Source organism: Bacteroidota bacterium (assembly GCA_016711505.1).
GTDB lineage: Bacteria > Bacteroidota > Bacteroidia > AKYH767-A > 2013-40CM-41-45 > JADKIH01.
The window spans coordinates 688,540-708,701 of sequence record JADJSV010000001.1; the positions used below are offsets into that span (position 1 = coordinate 688,540).

The following is a 20,162-nucleotide window of genomic DNA, read 5'->3' on the forward strand; positions in this document are numbered from 1 at the left end:
ATATGGATTCAGGTATTGACAACGATGGCAGTGAACAGGACGAACTCTTTGAACACCATCGTTTCGATGTAGAGAAAGGTCACATGATGCTACGCATCGACAAATTCCTGATGAACAGGATGGCGAATGTGAGCAGAAATAAAATTCAACATGCCTGCGAAGCCGGAAATATTTTAGTCAATGGAAAAGTAGTTAAGTCAAGTTACAAAGTAAAACCACTCGATCAGATCCAGATCGTTTTGCCGGAGCCTGTACGCATCCATGAATTAATTCCTCAGGATCTTCCGATCAACATTACATACGAAGACGATGAATTTGTGATCATCAATAAAAATCCGGGAATGGTGGTGCATCCTGCTTTTGGAAATTATACAGGAACTTTGATGAATGCTTTGATGTTTCATTTTAAAAATCTTCCTGCAAGCGCCGGGAATATGGATCGTCCGGGATTAGTTCATCGTATCGATAAAAATACTTCAGGATTGATGGTCATTGCCAAAACAGAACGAGCAATGGCAACTCTTGCAAAAGAATTCTTCGAACGTACAATTGAAAGAAAATATCTTGCGCTTGTCTGGGGTGATTTCAAAGAAGAAGAAGGCACGATCATCGGTCACGTTGGCCGTAATCTGAAAGACAGAAAGATCATGGATGTGTTCCCAAGTGGTGAACATGGAAAGCATGCTGTGACGCATTACAAAGTCGTTGAACGATTCGGATATGTAACGCTGATAGAATGTAAACTTGAAACCGGTAGAACTCATCAGATCCGGGTCCATATGAAATACGCCGGACATCCGCTTTTCAATGATGAAACTTATGGTGGTGATCAGATCCTGAAAGGAACAACGTTTACAAAATACCGTCAGTTTATCGACAACTGTTTTAAACTTATGCCAAGACATGCGCTGCATGCAAAGACTTTAGGTTTTATCCATCCGAAGACAAAAGAAAATGTGTTCTTCGACTCTACTCTACCGGAAGATTTTTCATCGGTGCTGGATAAGTGGCGGCATTATGTGAAGTTTAATGAATCTGAATAAGAGTTTTTTTTAACACAGAGAAAGAAGAGGAAAAAAGGGAGAAAAAAAGATCTCTTATTTCTCCTTTTTTCCTCTTCTTTCTCTATGTTAAAATAATAATTATTATTAATCATTGAAATAATTTTCTTTAGAAAAAGCAAAATTATAATGACACCCACCCCTCCCGGAAAATGAAAGTTTATATGTAAATAATATGTTTTCTCATTTGGCGGAAAGGTCATGTATCTGTTTATTGAGGTCGTAATGGCACCTTCCAATTGAGTGAGCATTCCTGTAACAAGGGAAAAATTCTGTGCCTTTCCTTTTTCATTTGTTTCAAACTGAATTGAAAATTTTGAATCAAAAACACTCTCAGAATTTAAATTGCCACTGGCAAAATCTTTCTTTATTAAATCATTAATTTTAATTTTGACTTCGGCTCCAAATTTTTCCATTCCGGAGAATTCAATTCTCTCTTTCATGACAATTTTATCCCGGCACTTTTCTACTTTGAATTCTTCAAGTGTATTGAAATATGTCCCTGAAAAAAAAGTCTTTAAAAATGACCTGTGCGTATATGCTTTTTCCTTTGATTTGCTAACAGCTGGAAAATTGCCTTCAATAAATTTACCCTTCTCAAATTCTTCTTTACAATACGTCTGGTCTCCCATGCTGGATGTCCACTTGCCATCAGGTTTACCTTCAATTATATTACCTTCTGCAAGAACTTCATTCGTTTCAATAGAAGCTCCGGAAACATAGCCCTTGAAGTTCCCAAAACCATTGATAATTTTCTTATCACCATTCTTTTCTGCAAATTCAATTAAAAGTGTGTCAGTTTCAGTTACTCTTACTATTTTTTCCAAAGCCTCGTTGTCGTAATAATAATACCAGTCTCCAACCGGGAATCCATTTATATATCTTCCTTTTGACTTTAATTTACCATTTGGAAAGTATTGTTCGAAAAGTCCATTTTTTACACCGTGCTCATATCGCCCTTGTCCAAGCTTTTCATTTACATTTAATTTATGATCTTCGAAAAAACCATTAAAATATCCTTCAGAATCTATTCTCGTTCTCCGGATAAAATCACAGCATTTTTTTTCACTGAATTTATAATGTTCATTGAAAAACAACATTACACTATCTCCTGTGATAACTTCGAAAAATTCAAGTGAACTTTCCTGAGCAATTGAAGATCGTCCTCCAAGACACGTTATAAATAAAATTAAAACTAGAACTTTAAATTTCATTTTTTCTTGAAAAGTATAAAATAAATTTTAAAATACAATCTTTAATAGTAAAATAATAAGGTCTAATAAACTGAATTAAAATTACATCAGGAGACCATAAAATCACTTCACAGCGACCCCGTAACAAATATATTTCCATTTATCCGGACTGATACGATTCAAAACGATCTCGTCTATTCTTGAAAGAAAATTCCGCTGTGCTTCTGTTCTTCCAAATGTTGCTGATATACCGGTCATCTTCATTTCATACGATGAAAACCCTGACAACAATACATTCATTTCTTCAATCGACAAATATCGCCACGACTCACCCCAGTTTGTAAAACGCTTTCTTAATTTTCTGTGAATAGGTGATGCAATTAAATTCTCCGCAAACAATAATTTTCCGCCCGGCTTCAAAGCTTTATAGATCTCATCAATTACTTTTTTCTGAATTGCGAAATTGTCATCACGACCTATTCCTCCCAAAATTGATTTGAAAACAATAATATCAAAATGGTTTTCATAAGGGATCTGCGTAGCATCAATGTCCTGATATCTGATCCTGTCCGAAACTTTGTACTGTACATGTAATTTCTCTGCAGACTGTTTTACATTTTCAAGATCTGAACAGATCACTGTCATTCCTTTCAATGCCATCCAGAGCGAAAGTCCACCTTCTCTTCCACCTAATTCCAATCCGCTTGTCACATTCTTCCAGTCGACATGCGCTTCCCAATACCGAAGTGCTTTCGACCATGAACGAACATCCCATTGGATAATGTCTTTTAGTTTGATTTCAGACATAACTGTTAAATGTAAACTTTTAATCCTGACGTGTAACCAAAACTTTATCTATTCTATGACCATCTTTATCGATGACTTCAAGTTCATAGCCTTCAAACACTACCCTATCGCCAATTGCAGGTAAGACGGAATTTATGTGAATGATTAATCCCGCTACAGTTGTAAAACGTGAACTGAGTTCATACTCCGGTTTGATGTCAAAATATTTCATAAAGTCAATTACGGAATATTGTCCATCGACCAGCCAGCTATTTTCATTCCTCTGAACGATCTGATATTCGTCCTGATCCATCTCTGTAACATTTCCAACCAATGCATCCACTACATCATCCATTGTGATCATGCCTTGTGTAGTTCCGTATTCATCAATCACAATCCCATAGTGCATTCTTTCCTGCTTAAATCGCTCCAGGACTTTATACGCAAAAATGTTTTCATTGAGATAAAGTGGCTCTTTGACATAATCTTTTATTGAAAAATCTTTTTCTGTTTCCGGGGAAAAGAGATCTTTCAAAAGTACTATTCCTAAAATATTGTCTATGTTATTATTTTCACAGACAGGATAAGCAGAATGTTTTTCTGAATTGATCTTTGCACTTATTTCTTCCCAACTGTCATTGGTATCGAAATACACCATCTGACTTCTGTGTGTAAAAAGAGTATTTACTTTTCTATCGCCCAATTCAAAGACACGTTCAACAATACTATGTTCTATATCCTGAATTTCGCCTCCATCAGCACTCTCTTTTATGATTGATTTGATCTCTTCTTCTGAAACCTTACTTTCTGTTGTCTTTTTTATACCCATAAGTTTTAGTAACAGATCATTCGTTACAGTAAGAAGCCAAACGAATGGTGCAGTGATATAAGAAAGGATCTGCATTGGTTTAGCAAGGATCATCGCAATCGGTTCAGGAAAAGTCATACCCAGTCTTTTTGGCAACAACTCACCGAGTACAATTGAAAGATAAGTAACGAATACAACCACAGACCCTACAGCCAGATTATGTGCATACGGCTTCAATGATTCAAACTTCGTAAAAAACAAAGTAACATCATTTGTAAGATTCTCGCCACTGTAAACACCCAGCAAAATACCGATAAGTGTTATCCCGATCTGAACAGTAGAAAAAAACCCGTGTCGGATTTCTCTGAAAGCTCAAGTGCTGTTTTTGCTCCTTTACTTCCCTTCTTCTTTGCATTCTCCAGTTTAAACTTCCGGGAAGATACCAATGACATTTCTGACATTGAGAAAATCCCGTTTAGAAGCACTAAGGCAATTATAATGACTATCTCCAACTCTTAAGTAATAAATAATGAAAAATTAATTAAAGCTATTAACGACATTATAAAGCGTATCTCGCTCAATCGGTTGTCTACCTGAATCCTTAATAAGAGCGACAAGTTGTTCTGTAGTTAGTGCCGGATTCTTTTCTTCAGCTCCTGCCATTGAGTAGATCTTTGTAGTATCATCAATTGTTCCATCAAGATCATCGACTCCAAATGCTTGTGATAACTGCGCTGTACTACGACCGATCATCGGCCAGTAAGCTTTTACGTGATTGAAATTATCAAGATAAATTCTGGATACTGCATAAGTTTTCAGATCTTCAATTACAGAAACTTCAGGAGTTGACGACATTTCATTGTCACCATTTCTGAATTTCAGTGGAATGAATGTATTGAATCCGCCGGTTCTGTCCTGAAGTTGCCTTAAGCGTTCCATGTGGTCAATACGATGAGTATAATTTTCAATGTGTCCGTATAACATCGTTGCATTGGAATGCATACCAAGTTTGTGTGCAGTCTCATGGATCTTCAACCAGATGTCAGATGAACATTTATCAGCACAAATAATATTGCGGATCTCTTCGTCGAAAATCTCCGCTCCACCGCCAGGAAGTGAATCCAGTCCGGCTTCATTCATCATTTTCATTCCTTCTTCTATACTCACTTTTGCTTTGCGGAACATGTAATCCAGTTCCACAGCAGTAAAACCTTTGATGTGCAAGTCATGACGATGAATTTTTATCTGTATGAGAATGTCATTAAAATAATGCAGATCCATTTTCGGATGAACACCGCCAACAATATGCACTTCTGTTACAGGCTTACCATCGTACTCTTTTACTTTTTTCAGAATATCTTCTGCACTTAACTCCCAGCCTTCTTCTCTGTTCTTTAATGTACGTGAGTACGAACAAAACTTACAAGAGAAAACACAAATGTTTGTCGGTTCAATATGAAAATTACGATTGAAAAAAGTTTTGTTTCCATTTTTGCTTTCACGAACATGATTTGCAAGCATACCCAAAAAACCAAGTTCACCTTTTTCAAAAAGAGTAACGCCTTCATCGAAAGAGATTCGTACCCCATTAATTACATTTTCACCTATTGACTTCAGGGATTTATCAAGATTAGCATCTTCCAGAAGAGACTGTATATTCATATTTAAAATTTAGTGGTGCAAAGGTAAGGTATTCCTTCATTTTAATGATTTTCACCTCAACAAAAAGTTATCTTGCCGATGCTCATTCTGCTGAAAAAAGCGATAAAAATCCTAAAAACCTGACTTTCGGCTGACATTTCAGGCTCTATTACGTGATATTTTCATCTAATATTGTATGACACTAAATTGATGAATTTATGATCCGTATATTATTAGTAGAAGATGAAGAGCATTTACAAGAAGCTATCAAACTTAATCTTGAATTAGAAGGCTACAAAGTAGTGGCTGTAGGAAATGGAATTGATGCAGTAAAAGTATTTAAGCAGGAAAGATTCAATCTTGTTGTGCTCGATGTAATGCTACCTGAGCTCGATGGATTTGGAGTCTGTGAAGCGATCCGTTTACACAATTCTTCTGTGCCTATTCTCTTTCTTTCTGCAAAGAACACAAGTGAAGACAAGATACTCGGTTTAAAACGTGGTGCAGATGATTATATGACCAAGCCATTCAATCTGGAAGAATTCTTATTGCGTGTGCATGCTCTTGTGAAGAGAGGACTTTCTCTTGAAGAGAAAAAAGAAATGAATGATGTGTTCAGATTTGAAGGTAATGAAGTCAACTTTCTGACCTTTGAAATTTTAGGTAAAGACAAAAAACAAATCCGCTTGACAAAAAAAGAAATTGCATTACTTAAATTATTGATTGAACGGAGAAATGAAGTTGTGTCGAGAGAACAAATTCTGGAAACTGTTTGGGGATATGACATTTATCCTTCCACCCGCACCGTCGATAACTTTATATTAGCCTTTCGGAAATACTTCGAGGTTGACCCTAAGATCCCACAGTACTTCTTTTCTGTAAGGGGTGTTGGTTACAAATTTGTCTGCAAATAAGCTGAATATTGAGGTAAAAAAACCATTATCAGAAGGAAACTTCATATTTTCCTCAAGAATTGCTTTTACCATTGTCATACTAATAAATTCACCTAAACAACTATATAAACAATGATGAAAAATCTACTAGCGATCTGTCTTGGATTCCTGATTTCCATGCAGATCATTGCAAGTAATCCAACCCACCGAAATTGTGGTTCGATGGAAAATCTTGACAGATTAAAAACGGAAGATCCGGGTCTGGCTGCAAGAATGCAACAAATTGAAAGTGCGACTAACGCATATCTTGTCAATCACAAAAATCAGAATTCAACAAATGCGGTAATTACTATTCCTGTTGTATTCCATATTGTGTACAATGGAACTGCACAGAATATTTCTGATGCACAATGTATTGCTCAGTTGAACCAACTGAATTTAGATTTTGCAAGAATGAATGCTGATGCTGCGAATACACCATCAGTATGGCAGGGAATTTCTGCAAATACTAACATTCAATTCTGTCTTGCACAAAGAACTCCAACAGGAGCTGCAACAACAGGTATTGAACGTCGTTCAACTACTTTAACTTCATTCTCTACGAATGATAATGTAAAGAGAACTGCCAATGGTGGAATGGATGCCTGGCCTTCGTCAAGCTATCTGAACATCTGGTCTTGTAATATCAGTGGTGGTGTATTGGGTTATGCTCAGTTTCCCGGAGGACCGGCTGCTACAGACGGCGTAGTTCTGCTTTACTCTTCAATTGGTTCAGTTGCTCAACCGGGCACTGCTACTCCATATAACTTAGGACGTACTGCTACTCACGAGGTCGGTCACTGGTTAAACCTTTATCATATCTGGGGTGATGACGGTACTGCATGTTCAGGAACTGATAATTGTTCAGACACTCCTAATCAGGCTGATGAAAATTACGGAGCGCCTACTTTCCCATTGACAGATGCATGTGCAACTGCATCACCGGGTGTGATGTTCATGAACTACATGGATTACACGGATGACCGCGCTATGAACATGTTCACTGCAGGCCAATCAACCCGTATGAATGCTCTGTTCGCTACTGGCGGGTCACGTGTCGGACTTGTTACATCTCTTGGTTGTCAGGCACCATCTGTAACTTGTGGAACTCCAACAGGAAATACTACATCTTCTATTACAACTACAGGTGCAACATTAAGTTGGTCTGCAGTTTCAGGAGCAACAAGCTATAATGTACAATACAAATTAGCAAGTGGTTCAACATATACAAGTGTAAATACTGCTTCGACATCATATGCTTTATCAGGACTTGCAAGCGGAACGGCTTACAACTGGATGGTAAATGCAGTTTGTGCAAGCGGAACAAGTGCAAATTCAGCAGTAAATAATTTTACAACTACTGCAGTTGCTACTTGCGGAACTCCAACAGGAAATACTACTTCTTCAATTACTACAACAGGGGCTACTCTTAGCTGGACAGCAGTTTCAGGAGCAACAAGCTATAATGTTCAATACAAATTAGCGAGCTCTTCTACTTATACAAGTGTTTCAACAGCTTCTACTTCTTATGCTCTATCGGGTCTTGCAAGCGGAACAGCTTATAACTGGAGAGTGAATGCAGTTTGTCCAAGCGGTACAAGTGCAAATTCAACGGTACTAAACTTTACAACTACAGCAGTAGTTTCTTGTGGAACACCTTCGGGATTGACATCGTCAAGTATTACAACTACAGGTGTTACTCTTGGCTGGACTGCAGTAAGCGGTGCAACAAGTTATAATGTACAATATCGTTTGAGTTCATCCGGTACATGGACAACAACAACTTCAACTACAAATACAAAAAACCTTATCGGATTGACAAGTGCATCTGCATATACATTCCAGATCCAGGCAGTTTGTGCAAGTGGTTCTAGTGCTTATTCTGCAACTGCTACCTTCACTACCCTGACACCAACAACGACATGTTCAGATATTTATGAGTCGAATAACACTTCAGGAACAGCGAAAACTATTTCCACAAACACAGACATCACTGCTATGATCGGTTCATCTTCAGATAACGATTATTTCAAGTTCACGACTACATCACCGAATACTAAGATCAAGATCGTTCTTTCTAATCTTCCATTTGATTATGATGTTCGTTTGTATAATTCAAGTATGACTCAGCTAAGCATTTCACAAAATGGTGGAACAACTGCTGAAACTATCATCCGTAACACTACTACTGCTGCAACATATTATATCAGAGTGTATGGTTACAATGGTGTTTACAGTACTACTAGCTGCTATAACCTACGTGTGAATGTTGGCAGCACAAACTTCCGTACGATGGATGATCTGGCCGAAGAAACAGTTACTCCGGTATTCAATGATTTCACTGTTTATCCAAATCCTTCACATGGAGATGTAAATGTTTCATTCAATTCTCCCGAAAGTCAGAATGTTTCTGTAAGGATTTTTGACATGGTTGGAAAAACAATTCTTACCAGAGAAATCACAGTTGATGAAGGAACAAACAAATTCAACCTCGACTTAGCAGACCTCACAAAAGGAATCTACTTTGTAGAGTTAAACAGCACATCAGAACGATTAGTTAAAAAACTGATCCTGGAAAAATAAATCTGTTTAGTTTAAAATTAAAAAGCCATTCTCGGGAGAGAGTGGCTTTTTTTTTAGTTACAAGTATGATTGTAATTTAAGATGTACGGCTTTGATTTTTTTAAAACACTGAGAACACTAATTTTAACACTAAGAGCACAAGAGTGTACGGCTTAACGCTTCGGCACCACAAAATCAATCGGCAATATATACTGAACCTTCACAGGCTTGCCCGATGCTGTACCGGGTTTCCATGTTGGCATTGCATTTACTACTCTTAAGGCTTCATTATCGAGTTCTGTGCTTACGCCACTGATCACCTTGGCGTCTATGATCTCTCCGGTTTCAGATACGTTAAAACTAACGTACACTTTCCCTGAGACTTTATCGGTTTTGGCTTTTTCAGGGTAAGACAAATTCTTTTGCAAAAAGGATTGCAGACTATCACTGCCACCGGGAAATTCGGCTTGCTCCTGAACGACTGTCAGGCCGAAACCGGCTTTTACTTTTTGCTTCGGTTCAGCTTTAGTTTCCTGTGCTGAAACAAATCCGGATGTTGAAAACATCAATGCAATTGCTAGTAGTGATTTCTTCATATTGCTAAGATAAGAAATAATCTAAACTGAGTCAATTGGCGTAGGGAGGGCAAATTTGCCTGTAAACTTTAGGCGTTTTTCGAAGAGACATTCGTTAAGCCCTGTTTAACCACTCTGTCGAACATATTCTCCACAACATACATCGTTATCGGACAATATTCAATGTTCTGGATGTGGGTATCGGGAATGAACTGCTTGAAATTTTTACTCTGTGTATGCGGAAATCCACTGCAATCTTTTGGTCGGACAGGATAGATAGCACATTTGTTGTCCTTCTTTAAAAACTGACACGGTTGCTTCACATTCATGTAATCACCGGTCTTGTCTTTCTCAAGATACTTCTCGTGATACTGATGAACGCTCATACCAAGATGCTTTGAAATTCTTTTAACATCAGTTTTTGTGTATGTAGGAGTCATCGTTTTACAGCAATTGGCACACTTCAAGCAATCGATCGTATTAAATGCTTTCTCATTCAAGCCTGATGCCAGACTATCGAGTCCTCTTACACTCAACTTACCTTTATCAATATTCTTCAAAAATTTGACATACTCTTTCTTGTTCTTCTTGAACGATTTTTTCATGTATGCAATCGGATCTTTGATCTTCGGTTGCAGGTACATTGGTAAATCGTACTTTTTTTGTTTAATGATCTTATTCTTGAGAGCTGTCGTTGCCATGTATAATTTTGATGTTAATCGTGCGCAAATATAAATTTACTTTCTTATGATTTGTAATATATTATGAATTTCATTGACTTCTCGATGAAATCTATCGTGATATATTTAATTTGGAGCCTACCATTATCCCGAAGTTACCGCGTTTTCCATCATTCAGAGAAGTATAAACCTCAAATCGTAAAAGTCCGATCTTCTCTACCCCGGCGCTAAATTCCATGTAATTATTTAGCAAATCGGTTTTCAGATAATGAAAGCCTATGATCTCTTTCAACTTTATCTTTCTGATCAATGGTATCTTGTTCAGGAAAAATCCACCGAAATTCTGTTCTGCATGAATCTCCATGCCGTAATTGTTAGTGCTGAAAGTGTAATACGGAAGGTTCTTGAACTCATCGAGGTTGAAATTCGATAGCGCTGTTTTATTTCCATTGAAGTGCAGGTAATCAGCAACAAAAGTCTGATCAACATTAAACATTTTACGATAAACAGCTTTGTAAAACAAACGGCCTAACATACCTACACTTACCTGATCATCGATCTGCAGCCTAACCATATCGTACTTCACATCACCACCTGCAAAATCAAATGCTTTTTCTATAGGCAATCCGGAACGTCGGGAATTTAGTTCCTAGATTATACTTTGAATCGGGCCGACTGATATATTTTTGTCCGATCCTGATCCTTGTTTCCAGTTCTACTACAAAAGCTTCATGAACCGGAAAACCTGTTGTACCAGTTAAAACATCAGGAACATTTAAAGTATATTCCCTGCCTTCAATATCACGGACTTTATAATCAGATGTATTCGAAAGTCTTTCTCTTTGCGAATATTCAATGTTCCATTTCCAGTCGAGCCCATTCGTAATTTCACTGCGGTAAGTCAGATCAGCATATCTTCTTTCATACAACTTCATGAAATTCTTTTCTCCAAATAAAGTATAGATCGAATTGATCAAAGGAGAAATTGGTTCTGCCGGATTAAATTGCTGAACATCGGTTCCGGCATCAAGAGTAACCGAAGCATTTTTGATCTTACTGTATCTGTAGGTTATAAGTGTGTTGGCATTCCAATGTGTGTTTGAAAAACCGTAACGCAAGGTTGAATTGATTGAAAATTCTTTCGCTTCATCTTCACCATACGACTGATAAAAAGTTCCGTCAATTCTGGAATTCCATCCTTCAACAGTATTGAAACCGGTTTCCAGAAGTGGTGAAGTAATGCCATATGATCTTTTCTTAAAGGAATTGTCCCAATAATAACCTTTCAGAAGTGCTCCAGCTGTGAATTTATTATTGACACGATCGAGTGAATCCAAATATGGTTTCGATTCTTTAATTACCTGAGCACTGTCGCGACGATGATAGTCTACTGCTTCATCATTCGTAAGTGGAATCGGACGAACAGTTTCCCAATAAAGAGAATCTTTTTTATTCGAACCTGCATTTACTTTCATGATCTCACCTTTTGCAAATCCTTCGGGCTTTGCTCCATTTAAAAGATAATTATTGAAAACGCCAATAACTACTCCATCACCTTTAAATCCAACGAAACTGAAACTATAACTCAACTGGTGGTTAAAAGGAAGAATCTTGTCACCATCAATAGTCATGAATGTTTCCCGCATCCTGAATGTATCAATGAATTCCATCTGCTGATCTTTTGTAATGAAAAGATCCGCACTATTGATATACCAGTCATCATCTGCTATGTAGATTGTTCCCGTAAATACAGGATCAGATCTTCGTTTCGGAATAACAGAGATCTTGTTGATCGTCTTTCCATTTTCAATGAAAGTTCCTTCCAGCCTGTACTTGTAGGAGAAAAATGCATTGGCACTAATTGGCGAAATAATTCCTCTGGGTGTTATGCCTGAAAGATTGACAATATTATCGTACAGATTGATCAGCACGTCAGCCGATTGATTAAAGCTATAGGTCCGGGCAGATCCGCTTACTTTGCTGCTGATCATTTCCTCCTTGAAATCATTTGGTTGTTTATAAAACAAATGTGAAACCGATTCACTCAGATAAAACATCTTTGTTGTTGTATCCATGAATTCATTAGCATCAATTTTTTCACCCATAAATGATTTCGGATGATCCGTCAGTCGTTGGGTCGATTTCACATATGCATCACATGCAAATTCCTTGATCTGGTCTCTGTAAAATTTTCTTTTATTCTGGGCATTTCTGATCACTTCATAAGCAGGATCTTCGGCATCGGCTCTGATCACAACTGCTTTCAAATTAACCGTTTCCTGATTCAATTGCATATTCAGAGTGACCGTTGAATTCTGCACTACAACTTTTTCTACTTTGGCAGTATAACCGATCATTTTATAGGTCAGTTCATGAGTTCCCTGATTCAGATCCAGCCGGTATTCACCTTCAACATTTGCAGTTGTTCCAATGCTTGTTCCGGCAATGAAAACACTGACAAATGGCAATGGCTGGTTTTTTTCATCAACAACATGGCCTGTAACTACTATGCCTTTGGCATTGACAGAAATTAAAATAAATAGTAAAATGTATAATTTACGTAGCGCTGATCTCATTGTTTAGTTCTAGTATTCCGTTTGTAAATGCTTTCCATGAAAATTTCTCACTATCAACTGATGCGTTTTTAGCAAATTCATTTTCCCTGTTGTGATTGTAAAAGTCAGAAATTGCATGTGCTATTGATTGCGCATTTCTTTCTGTAACATACCCTACTCTTTTATCTGCAACGATCTCTGCCAATCCGCCAACTTTGGTAACCAGCATAGGCCGGCCAAAGTAGTAAGCGATCTGAGTAATTCCGCTTTGTGTTGCACTTTTGTATGGCTGTACGACCAGATCTGCCGCACAAAAGTAATTCTTAACTTCATCTTTACCTATAAAAGAAGTATGCAGGATAAATCTGTTCTCTGCATTCAACTCATTGATGCGATCAAGATATGGTTTGTTGTCCTCGTAAAATTCACCTGCAATGAGTAGCCTGACATTCTGCTGCTTTACTTCCGGCTCATTCATCGCTTCAATCAAAAGATCAAGTCCTTTATACGAACGTATGAATCCAAAGAAAAGAATCAGTTTATCGTTTTCCGGAATTGACAACTTCTTTCTGGCTTCACTCTTTGAAATTGCTTCACCAAAGATATTATAGACCGGATGCGGAATGAATTTCTTTTTCCTTGTTGATGTAAATTTTGTCAGATCGCTAAGAACGGATTTTGACATTGTAATAAATGCATCACAATTATTTACAAAATACTTTGTGAACATACTATCACCGGGCCGTTTTTCATGGGGAATCACATTATCAGTAATTGCAATAACATGAATGGATTTTCTTCGTAACAATTTAGCAATTGTCCCTAATGCCGGCGCCATAAACGGTAACCAATATCTAATGATTACGAGATCAGGTTTTTCATTTGCAATTTTATTTGCAGTACTAAACCATGACATAGGATTCACAGAACTTATCGTTGAAGAAATCTTCAGTTCAGGATTTGCTTCTCCAATTGCATTTTGTGTTTTACCAGGAAACAGAAATTTAGGATATTGAAAATAGAATGAATACAACGAAGCCGGAATCCCTTCTTTTTGAAAAGCAATTGCAAGCGCTTCATTGAAATCAGCGATGCCGCCACGAAGAGGATATGCCGGTCCGACTATAACTACTTTCAAATTTTCTTGCTTTAAGTCCTCAGAGATTACACTTCTTTTCGATCAGATATTTATTTCTTTCAGGCGATGAACGGGAAACCAATTCACCGATAAATCCTGCCAGAAATAATTGTGTTCCTATGATCATCGAAGTAAGAGCTATATAAAATGAAGGTCTATCCGTAATTAACCTTGCTGCATAATTATGATAAACACTGTATAATTTGCTTGCACCTAAATAAACAGAAGCAATAAATCCAATTACAAACATCAATGTTCCGAGTAATCCGAAGAGATGCATTGGCTTCTTTCCGAAACGTGAAACAAAAGTAATCGACAACAAGTCAAGGAACCCATTGATAAATCGTTCGAGACCGAATTTGGTTACACCATATTTGCGCGCTCTGTGTTCAACTACCTTCTCTCCTATTTTTGAAAATCCGGCCCATTTGGCTATGACAGGAATGTACCGATGCATTTCACCATACACTTCAATACTTTTTGCAACTTCTCTTCTGTATGATTTCAGTCCACAGTTGAAGTCATGCAAATTATTTATACCGGACATTTTTCTTGTCGCCCAGTTGAAAAATTTAGTAGGAATTGTTTTTGAAAGCGGATCATATCGTTTCTTTTTCCATCCGGAAATAAGATCATACCCATCTTTCACGATCATGTCGTAAAGCCCGGGAATTTCATCCGGACTATCCTGAAGATCGGCATCCATAGTGATCAGAACTCTTCCCTGTGAAGCGATAAAACCTTCATTCAAAGCTGCAGATTTACCATAGTTTCTGCGAAAGCGGATTGCTTTGATCGAACGATTCTGTTCTGAAAGTTTTTCGATTACCTCCCAAGACTTATCCTTACTGCCATCGTCGATCAGGATTATTTCATACGAATAATTATTCGCATTCATAACCCTTACGATCCAGTCGCAAAGTTCAGGCAACGATTCTTCTTCGTTGTAAAGTGGGATGACAACCGATATATCCACTGATTTCTTAACCTTGAGTTGAATTAAATGGAGTATCTTCTTTTTTCAGGAAGACAGCAATTAATAATGAAAACACAAATCCCAAAAACACATTTGTAATTACCGAAAAGACGAATAACCACGATGGTTGCATGAATTTTCTAGTCCAGTCGATTCCCATTTGCATTTGCTCTTCTGACAATCCTTGCTTAACCATGTTCTCTTGTGCGGCAGCGATGATCTGATCGATCATATCCGGTGCTATGTACATAAAAAACACTACTGAAAAAGCGGCACTGATCAAACCACTGTACAAGGCGATCAAGGTTCCGGTACCAAGTGCTTTGGAATAACTGATATAGCCACCAAGATCCTGATCACGGTACGATTTGATTCCCAGAATGATCACAATTGCAAGTACTGCATAACTTAAATATTGCGGCGCTTTGCTTTGAATGTCGGTTCCCATAAAATAAAACAGGAGAAAAAGCACAATACTGATAAGGCCACAAATGGCCCCATACGTAAAGGAGATTTTGTTCTGAGTACGATTGTTTTCCATTCTATATGATGTTTGTTGCAAACCTACATGAAATCCTTTAATAGACAAAAGAAACAGTCTACGGTAATAGCCTACTTTTGAACAACATAGGAAGCAGTTGTTTTACATGGTAAGCAGCATCAATAAATCATTCTTTTTTTTCCTAAAATAATCACTTTCTCTGGTATGAATTAATGATTTTCTTACTTTTGCAGCGGGTAAGTCCTATACGACCAGCTCCTGCTAACCTCCCCAGGCCGGGAACGGAGCAAGGATCTGCGGTTGAGCGGTGCGATATAGTAAGCTTACCCATTTTTTGTTTCTTTTTTTTAAGTGTACTGCGTTTGTCTCGTAATTCGAGATCCGAAAATCGATCGGTTCATTTTTCAGCAGTTTGAATCTGGCTGCCGGTTTGCCAATCCGAAATCCGCATTCCGAAATCCGAAATCAAACACTATCTTCGCAGGCAAAATTCAACTACATGAAATTCTTTATTGATACAGCCAATTTAGCACAGATCAAAGAAGCCGAAGATCTTGGGGTTCTTGATGGTGTTACTACAAATCCTTCTTTAATGGCTAAGGAAGGTATCACCGGACAAAATAATATTCTAAAGCATTATGTTGATATCTGTAACATTGTTTCAGGTGATGTGAGTGCTGAAGTTATTTCCACTGACTTCAAAGGAATGGTTGACGAAGGTGAAATGCTTGCTTCCCTTCATCCACAGATCGTCGTGAAAATTCCGATGATCAAAGATGGTGTGAAGGCATTGAAATATTTTTCCGACAAAGGAATTAAAACAAATTGCACACTGGTATTTTCTGCCGGACAAGCATTGCTTGCTGCAAAAGCAGGTGCAACATATGTTTCTCCTTTCCTTGGTCGCCTTGATGATATTAACCAGGATGGAATCGAACTGATCGAACAGATCGTTTTCATCTATCAGAACTACGATTTCGAAACACAAGTACTTGCTGCATCTATTCGCAGTCCGTTACACATCGTTCGCTGCGCAGAAGCCGGTGCTGATGTTGCAACGTGCCCGTTGAATGCAATCCTTGACCTGCTAAAACATCCTTTGACTGATTCAGGTTTGGCGAAGTTTTTGGCGGATGCTAAAGGGGTTAAATAAGGATTTCGGAATGCGGAATGCGGATTTCGGATTTCGGATTTCGGAATGGGGACCTGGCAAGTGTATTCGAATTTTTTAGTACACAATTATTAAATTTAGATATAAAATTGCCTACAACGCACCAATTCCGAAATCCGCATTCCGAAATAATACATCATTCTAAATAATAGCTTAAAATGCTCCTTAGGTTCCAAGGCAAAACGGTCAATGAAAAATACATCGACCAGATAGTGCAGACTTTAAAGTCGGGTGGAATAATTATCATTCCGACCGATACTGTCTATGCACTTGCCGGCGATATTCATAGTTCAAAAGCCATGGAAAGGATCTGTCGATTCAAGAATATCAAACCTGAGAAAGCGAACTTTTCTTTTTTGTGTTCCGGGCTAAGTAACATTTCAGAATTCACAAAGCCATTCAATACTGAGATTTTCCGGTTGATGAAAAATTCTCTTCCGGGTCCATTCACATTTATCCTGAATGCCAACAATAATGTGCCGGCAATTTTTAAATCGAATAAGAAAACTATCGGTATCAGAGTACCGGATAATATTATTTCGCAAGCTATCATTGAAGCATTAGGAAATCCGTTAATGGTAACTTCTGTACATGATGACGATCAGTTTTACGATTATGTTACCGATCCTGAAGTGATCGACGAACGGTTCGGTGCACAAGTTGATATTGTTGTTGATGGTGGAATGAGTGAATTCGAACCTTCAACAGTAATTGATTGTACGGGAAATGAACCATTGCTGATTCGTCAGGGTAAAGGTGAAATCCCAATGCAAGGGACTGAGAACAACAATAAATTTTTATAAGATCTCCACTGAAATTTTTGAATCGCTTAAATGCTGTTTGAGAAAAGTTCCATCACCATGTACAGTATAAATTTTCGATGGATTACATTGTCTGATCATTTCCAATAAACCATTCCAATCGGCATGATCACTGATTGGCAGAACCCGATCACATTCATAATATGATTGCTTCCACCCTGTGGCGAAAACTTTCAGTACATTTTTATTTCTTGAAAATCGTCTGAACTGAGATGGTGAAACGATATAAAAGCTACGCTCCTGTTCTTTGAATTCAGTCCGTCGATATGGCTTCCAGGTACCAAGATCAAATCCGAAAGATGAATAAATATCATTGAATGGAATAATCTCAGGATGTACATAAACCGGAATCTCAGGAAATTTTTCTGTTATAAGCTTACTTATTCTTTGCGCTTTACCAATGGCATAAGCACCGATCACAACATTGACATTTTCCGCTGCCAGCTCTTCAAGAACTTTTACAGGATCAGGATGTTCGTATTCTGGCGAAGCAAAAGTAGTTTCAGTGATGAGATGATCGCATTTAATATATTCAAACGATTCACAACTCGTATCTGCCTGTGTCTTGAAATCTCCGGTATATAAATAACGTTCACCGGCATATTCCATCAGGATCTGCGCACTTCCTAGCATGTGTCCTGCAGGATAAAATGTTATGCTGACATCATTAAGAAAAAATGGTTTGCCATATTCTACAACATTAAACTGAGTAAATAATCTCAAACCATGCCGATGATCCATGGCTTCGTAGTTAGCTACGAAGCCAACTTTGAACATTGAACTTTGAACATTGAACTATTTAGACATTATCTCCCCATGTATCTTGAGCACCTGCGGTACCACCATCTGCACTTCATCATTATAAATCACAAAATCCGATCGCTTGATCAGTTCTTCGTCGCTTAGTTGAGATGTAATTATCTTCTCGATCTCTGCTTTTGATTTTTTATCGCGTTGACGGATGCGTTCTATGCGGAGTTCGAGTGGTGAAATTACTGCTATTACCAGATCGCATTGCTTGTTTGCTCCGCTTTCAAATAAGATCGCTGCTTCTTTCAGGACATATGGATAACTTTTATGACTCTCGACCCAGTTTTCAAAATCTCGTTTTACGAGTGGATGAACCAGTTTATTTAATATTTCTAGTTTTTCTTCATCGTTAAAAACGATCTCTGCAAGTTTCTTGCGATTTATATTTCCATTTTTGTCAATTGCATCTTCAGAGACTAATTCCCTTACACTTTGTTTTAATTCTGGATACTTGTTGTACAAAAGTTTAGCCGCAGAATCTGCTTCGTAGACAGGAATCTTCAGTTGTTCAAATATCTTGCACACAACCGATTTTCCGCTGCCAATACCTCCGGTGATCCCGATAATTTTCATTGCTTGCGGAGTATATAATCGACACGTTCAGGATCTGCAGTTGCAGTCCTTACAAAAGATGGCCGGGTAATAAGTTGAATGGAGATCTTATCGGGATGTGTATTCTCAAGATTTGTTGCATCAACAATTGCATCAAACATTGCCGGAGAAACCTTATTGAAATCACTTAACGATGTTACATATCTGACTTTTACTTTTTCAGGAAAGGTCTTCAGTGTAAATCCACGGGAAACATTGACCGGATTAATTGGAATCTCAACAGTTCCTTCTGTAAATTTTTCTACAGGAACAATAATTGTCACTTCTGAAATATCATATGTCAGGAGTTTATTTTTGACCAGGTTAACTTTACGTTTTAAAGTCGATCTTAATTCACCTGTCTCAACAAGTTCAGTCTTTATGAATTTCAGTTTAGATAAAACTGCCGGCGGACCTGATACTTCTACAAAGGCCGGTGAAGCAAACGGAGTTCCACTCGTATCAAATTGTCTTGCAAAACTTGCTTTCAGATCGATGAAGACCGGTACTGATTGCGTAACCCTATCCCTGAAATTAAAGATGATAGAATCAGGTTCAAAACCGGAAACAGTTACATCTTTTCCGAGTTGCTGATTGAAGTCCGGCAAAAAAGCTTTTGTTGCCAACGACATGAATCCGGAAGAAACCGAAGTAGATTTCATCTTTGAAGCCACATCGATTTCAATTGGATCCTGCTTTTTATCGAAGCCAAATGCAATGATTCTGAAACCACTTGTTCTGACAACCACAGAGATCTCCTTCGGAAGATCATTGATCACCACTTTTTTCCCGGGAATGTTTACATACGTTACCGGAATGCTGATCCGCGTATTGTAATCATTGGAAAGCGCAATCAGACACCAGAATAATGATGCAATACCAAAGCATACGAGCACAACTGAAAATCTTCTGTTCAGCATGAGCCTTTTCTTCGGCTGATTGGTTAAAAGGTTTTGATTTACGTCTTTCACGATAAAAACTCCACCTTCAATATTACGAAATAATTATGACTTGGCAGGTGTAGTTACAGCCGGATTAAGTGTGCGTGTGGCATCGGCAGAAATTGCAGATTTCTCCAGACGTACTTTCACATTGGTATCAATTTCAACCATGAAAGTTGTTTCATTCACCTCCAGAATCCGACCATGAATTCCACCGATGGTAACGATCTTCGCACCTTTCTGGATGGATTCACGAAATTCTTTTTCCTGCTTTTGTTTTTTCATCTGTGGGCGGATCATGAAAAAGTAGAATACTACTATGATGGCAACTAAAAAAACCAGTTGCATTGCACCACCACCTTGTTGTGATTGTAATAAAATTGAATTTAATGTATTCATGTGTCTGGGAGAGATTGATT

Annotated in this window: 19 protein-coding genes, 1 other RNA gene and 1 pseudogene; 6 read left to right on the forward strand and 15 right to left on the reverse strand. The window is 37.9% G+C overall.

Annotation, left to right across the window (positions count from 1 at the left end; genetic code table 11):
• The first annotated feature begins 2 nt into the window (after window positions 1-2).
• Window positions 3-1,043 (forward strand): RluA family pseudouridine synthase, encoded by a 1,041-nt coding sequence (locus tag IPL24_02940; GenBank protein ID MBK8362653.1) that lies wholly within the window; start codon window positions 3-5, stop codon window positions 1,041-1,043.
• Here IPL24_02940 and IPL24_02945 read toward each other — a convergent pair.
• From IPL24_02945 to mqnE, 4 genes and pseudogenes are all read right to left on the reverse strand, one after another.
• Entirely contained in the window at window positions 1,016-1,888 is an 873-nt protein-coding gene (locus tag IPL24_02945; protein ID MBK8362654.1) for a hypothetical protein, read from the reverse strand. The genes IPL24_02940 and IPL24_02945 overlap by 28 nt on opposite strands.
• Window positions 1,889-2,377: 489 nt before the next feature.
• Window positions 2,378-3,061, reverse strand: a complete 684-nt coding sequence (locus IPL24_02950) for a class I SAM-dependent methyltransferase (GenBank protein ID MBK8362655.1) — start codon at window positions 3,059-3,061, stop codon at window positions 2,378-2,380.
• A 19-nt stretch (window positions 3,062-3,080) separates the two neighbouring features.
• Window positions 3,081-4,360 (reverse strand): annotated as a pseudogene (locus tag IPL24_02955) (HlyC/CorC family transporter).
• 25 nt (window positions 4,361-4,385) lie between these two features.
• Window positions 4,386-5,510, reverse strand: coding sequence for an aminofutalosine synthase MqnE (gene mqnE, locus IPL24_02960; GenBank protein MBK8362656.1), 1,125 nt, complete (start codon window positions 5,508-5,510; stop codon window positions 4,386-4,388).
• 197 nt (window positions 5,511-5,707) lie between these two features.
• On the opposite strand from mqnE, the gene IPL24_02965 reads away from it, so the two are divergent.
• Together IPL24_02965 and IPL24_02970 are read left to right on the forward strand one after the other, a co-directional pair.
• A complete protein-coding gene (locus IPL24_02965; protein ID MBK8362657.1) occupies window positions 5,708-6,403 on the forward strand; it encodes a response regulator transcription factor in 696 nt (231 codons plus the stop codon).
• Between the two features lie 111 nt (window positions 6,404-6,514).
• A complete protein-coding gene (locus IPL24_02970; GenBank protein MBK8362658.1) occupies window positions 6,515-9,004 on the forward strand; it encodes a fibronectin type III domain-containing protein in 2,490 nt (829 codons plus the stop codon).
• 152 nt (window positions 9,005-9,156) lie between these two features.
• Here IPL24_02970 and IPL24_02975 read toward each other — a convergent pair whose 3' ends face one another.
• The 7 genes from IPL24_02975 to IPL24_03005 form a co-directional block, all read right to left on the reverse strand.
• Window positions 9,157-9,579 (reverse strand): energy transducer TonB, encoded by a 423-nt coding sequence (locus IPL24_02975; GenBank protein ID MBK8362659.1) that lies wholly within the window; start codon window positions 9,577-9,579, stop codon window positions 9,157-9,159.
• A 68-nt stretch (window positions 9,580-9,647) separates the two neighbouring features.
• A complete protein-coding gene (locus IPL24_02980; GenBank protein ID MBK8362660.1) occupies window positions 9,648-10,259 on the reverse strand; it encodes a YkgJ family cysteine cluster protein in 612 nt (203 codons plus the stop codon).
• Between the two features lie 91 nt (window positions 10,260-10,350).
• A complete protein-coding gene (locus tag IPL24_02985) occupies window positions 10,351-10,863 on the reverse strand; it encodes a hypothetical protein (protein ID MBK8362661.1) in 513 nt (170 codons plus the stop codon).
• Window positions 10,841-12,814 (reverse strand): carboxypeptidase-like regulatory domain-containing protein, encoded by a 1,974-nt coding sequence (locus tag IPL24_02990; GenBank protein ID MBK8362662.1) that lies wholly within the window; start codon window positions 12,812-12,814, stop codon window positions 10,841-10,843. Before IPL24_02990 ends, IPL24_02985 begins: the two co-directional genes overlap by 23 nt.
• Window positions 12,795-13,931: a glycosyltransferase gene (locus IPL24_02995; GenBank protein MBK8362663.1), complete on the reverse strand. Its 1,137-nt coding sequence runs from the start codon at window positions 13,929-13,931 to the stop codon at window positions 12,795-12,797. The genes IPL24_02990 and IPL24_02995 overlap by 20 nt, the downstream gene beginning before the upstream one ends.
• A 19-nt stretch (window positions 13,932-13,950) precedes the next feature.
• Window positions 13,951-14,907, reverse strand: a complete 957-nt coding sequence (locus IPL24_03000) for a glycosyltransferase family 2 protein (protein ID MBK8362664.1) — start codon at window positions 14,905-14,907, stop codon at window positions 13,951-13,953.
• Window positions 14,908-14,914: 7 nt separating this feature from the next.
• Window positions 14,915-15,448: a DUF4199 domain-containing protein gene (locus IPL24_03005; protein ID MBK8362665.1), complete on the reverse strand. Its 534-nt coding sequence runs from the start codon at window positions 15,446-15,448 to the stop codon at window positions 14,915-14,917.
• 195 nt (window positions 15,449-15,643) lie between these two features.
• On the opposite strand from IPL24_03005, the gene ffs reads away from it, so the two are divergent.
• From ffs to IPL24_03020, 3 genes are all read left to right on the forward strand, one after another.
• An RNA gene (gene ffs, locus IPL24_03010) (signal recognition particle sRNA small type) lies at window positions 15,644-15,741 on the forward strand.
• Window positions 15,742-15,908: 167 nt separating this feature from the next.
• Window positions 15,909-16,562, forward strand: coding sequence for a fructose-6-phosphate aldolase (gene fsa / locus IPL24_03015; GenBank protein MBK8362666.1), 654 nt, complete (start codon window positions 15,909-15,911; stop codon window positions 16,560-16,562).
• A gap of 176 nt (window positions 16,563-16,738) precedes the next feature.
• Window positions 16,739-17,383, forward strand: a complete 645-nt coding sequence (locus IPL24_03020) for a threonylcarbamoyl-AMP synthase (GenBank protein ID MBK8362667.1) — start codon at window positions 16,739-16,741, stop codon at window positions 17,381-17,383.
• On the opposite strand, the gene IPL24_03025 is transcribed toward IPL24_03020, so the two are convergent.
• The 4 genes from IPL24_03025 to yajC all read right to left on the reverse strand — a co-directional run bounded on the left by IPL24_03025 (window position 17,378) and on the right by yajC (window position 20,142).
• On the reverse strand, window positions 17,378-18,178 hold the full coding sequence (locus IPL24_03025) for an exonuclease (protein ID MBK8362668.1): 801 nt from the start codon (window positions 18,176-18,178) through the stop codon (window positions 17,378-17,380). The two genes, IPL24_03020 and IPL24_03025, sit on opposite strands and share 6 nt — an antisense overlap.
• An 18-nt stretch (window positions 18,179-18,196) precedes the next feature.
• The gene (locus tag IPL24_03030) at window positions 18,197-18,784 is read right to left on the reverse strand and encodes a dephospho-CoA kinase (GenBank protein ID MBK8362669.1); all 588 of its coding nucleotides are present in this window, start codon (window positions 18,782-18,784) and stop codon (window positions 18,197-18,199) included.
• Complete coding sequence (locus IPL24_03035) at window positions 18,781-19,722, reverse strand: hypothetical protein (protein ID MBK8362670.1); 942 nt, start codon at window positions 19,720-19,722, stop codon at window positions 18,781-18,783. Before IPL24_03035 ends, IPL24_03030 begins: the two co-directional genes overlap by 4 nt.
• Before the next feature lie 84 nt (window positions 19,723-19,806).
• A complete protein-coding gene (yajC, locus tag IPL24_03040; protein MBK8362671.1) occupies window positions 19,807-20,142 on the reverse strand; it encodes a preprotein translocase subunit YajC in 336 nt (111 codons plus the stop codon).
• Window positions 20,143-20,162: the final 20 nt, after the last annotated feature.

Bases quoted from the DNA above. Each gene is read 5' to 3' on its own strand.
- IPL24_02940 (MBK8362653.1), top strand. From the start codon at position 3: ATGGATTCAGGTATTGACAACGATGGCAGTGAACAGGACGAACTCTTT.
- IPL24_02950 (MBK8362655.1), bottom strand. From the start codon at position 3,061: ATGTCTGAAATCAAACTAAAAGACATTATCCAATGGGATGTTCGTTCA.
- mqnE (MBK8362656.1), bottom strand. From the start codon at position 5,510: ATGAATATACAGTCTCTTCTGGAAGATGCTAATCTTGATAAATCCCTG.
- IPL24_02965 (MBK8362657.1), top strand. From the start codon at position 5,708: ATGATCCGTATATTATTAGTAGAAGATGAAGAGCATTTACAAGAAGCT.
- IPL24_02970 (MBK8362658.1), top strand. From the start codon at position 6,515: ATGATGAAAAATCTACTAGCGATCTGTCTTGGATTCCTGATTTCCATG.
- IPL24_02975 (MBK8362659.1), bottom strand. From the start codon at position 9,579: ATGAAGAAATCACTACTAGCAATTGCATTGATGTTTTCAACATCCGGA.
- IPL24_02980 (MBK8362660.1), bottom strand. From the start codon at position 10,259: ATGGCAACGACAGCTCTCAAGAATAAGATCATTAAACAAAAAAAGTAC.
- IPL24_02990 (MBK8362662.1), bottom strand. From the start codon at position 12,814: ATGAGATCAGCGCTACGTAAATTATACATTTTACTATTTATTTTAATT.
- IPL24_03005 (MBK8362665.1), bottom strand. From the start codon at position 15,448: ATGGAAAACAATCGTACTCAGAACAAAATCTCCTTTACGTATGGGGCC.
- fsa (MBK8362666.1), top strand. From the start codon at position 15,909: ATGAAATTCTTTATTGATACAGCCAATTTAGCACAGATCAAAGAAGCC.
- IPL24_03020 (MBK8362667.1), top strand. From the start codon at position 16,739: ATGCTCCTTAGGTTCCAAGGCAAAACGGTCAATGAAAAATACATCGAC.
- IPL24_03025 (MBK8362668.1), bottom strand. From the start codon at position 18,178: ATGTTCAAAGTTGGCTTCGTAGCTAACTACGAAGCCATGGATCATCGG.
- IPL24_03030 (MBK8362669.1), bottom strand. From the start codon at position 18,784: ATGAAAATTATCGGGATCACCGGAGGTATTGGCAGCGGAAAATCGGTT.
- IPL24_03035 (MBK8362670.1), bottom strand. From the start codon at position 19,722: ATGCTGAACAGAAGATTTTCAGTTGTGCTCGTATGCTTTGGTATTGCA.
- yajC (MBK8362671.1), bottom strand. From the start codon at position 20,142: ATGAATACATTAAATTCAATTTTATTACAATCACAACAAGGTGGTGGT.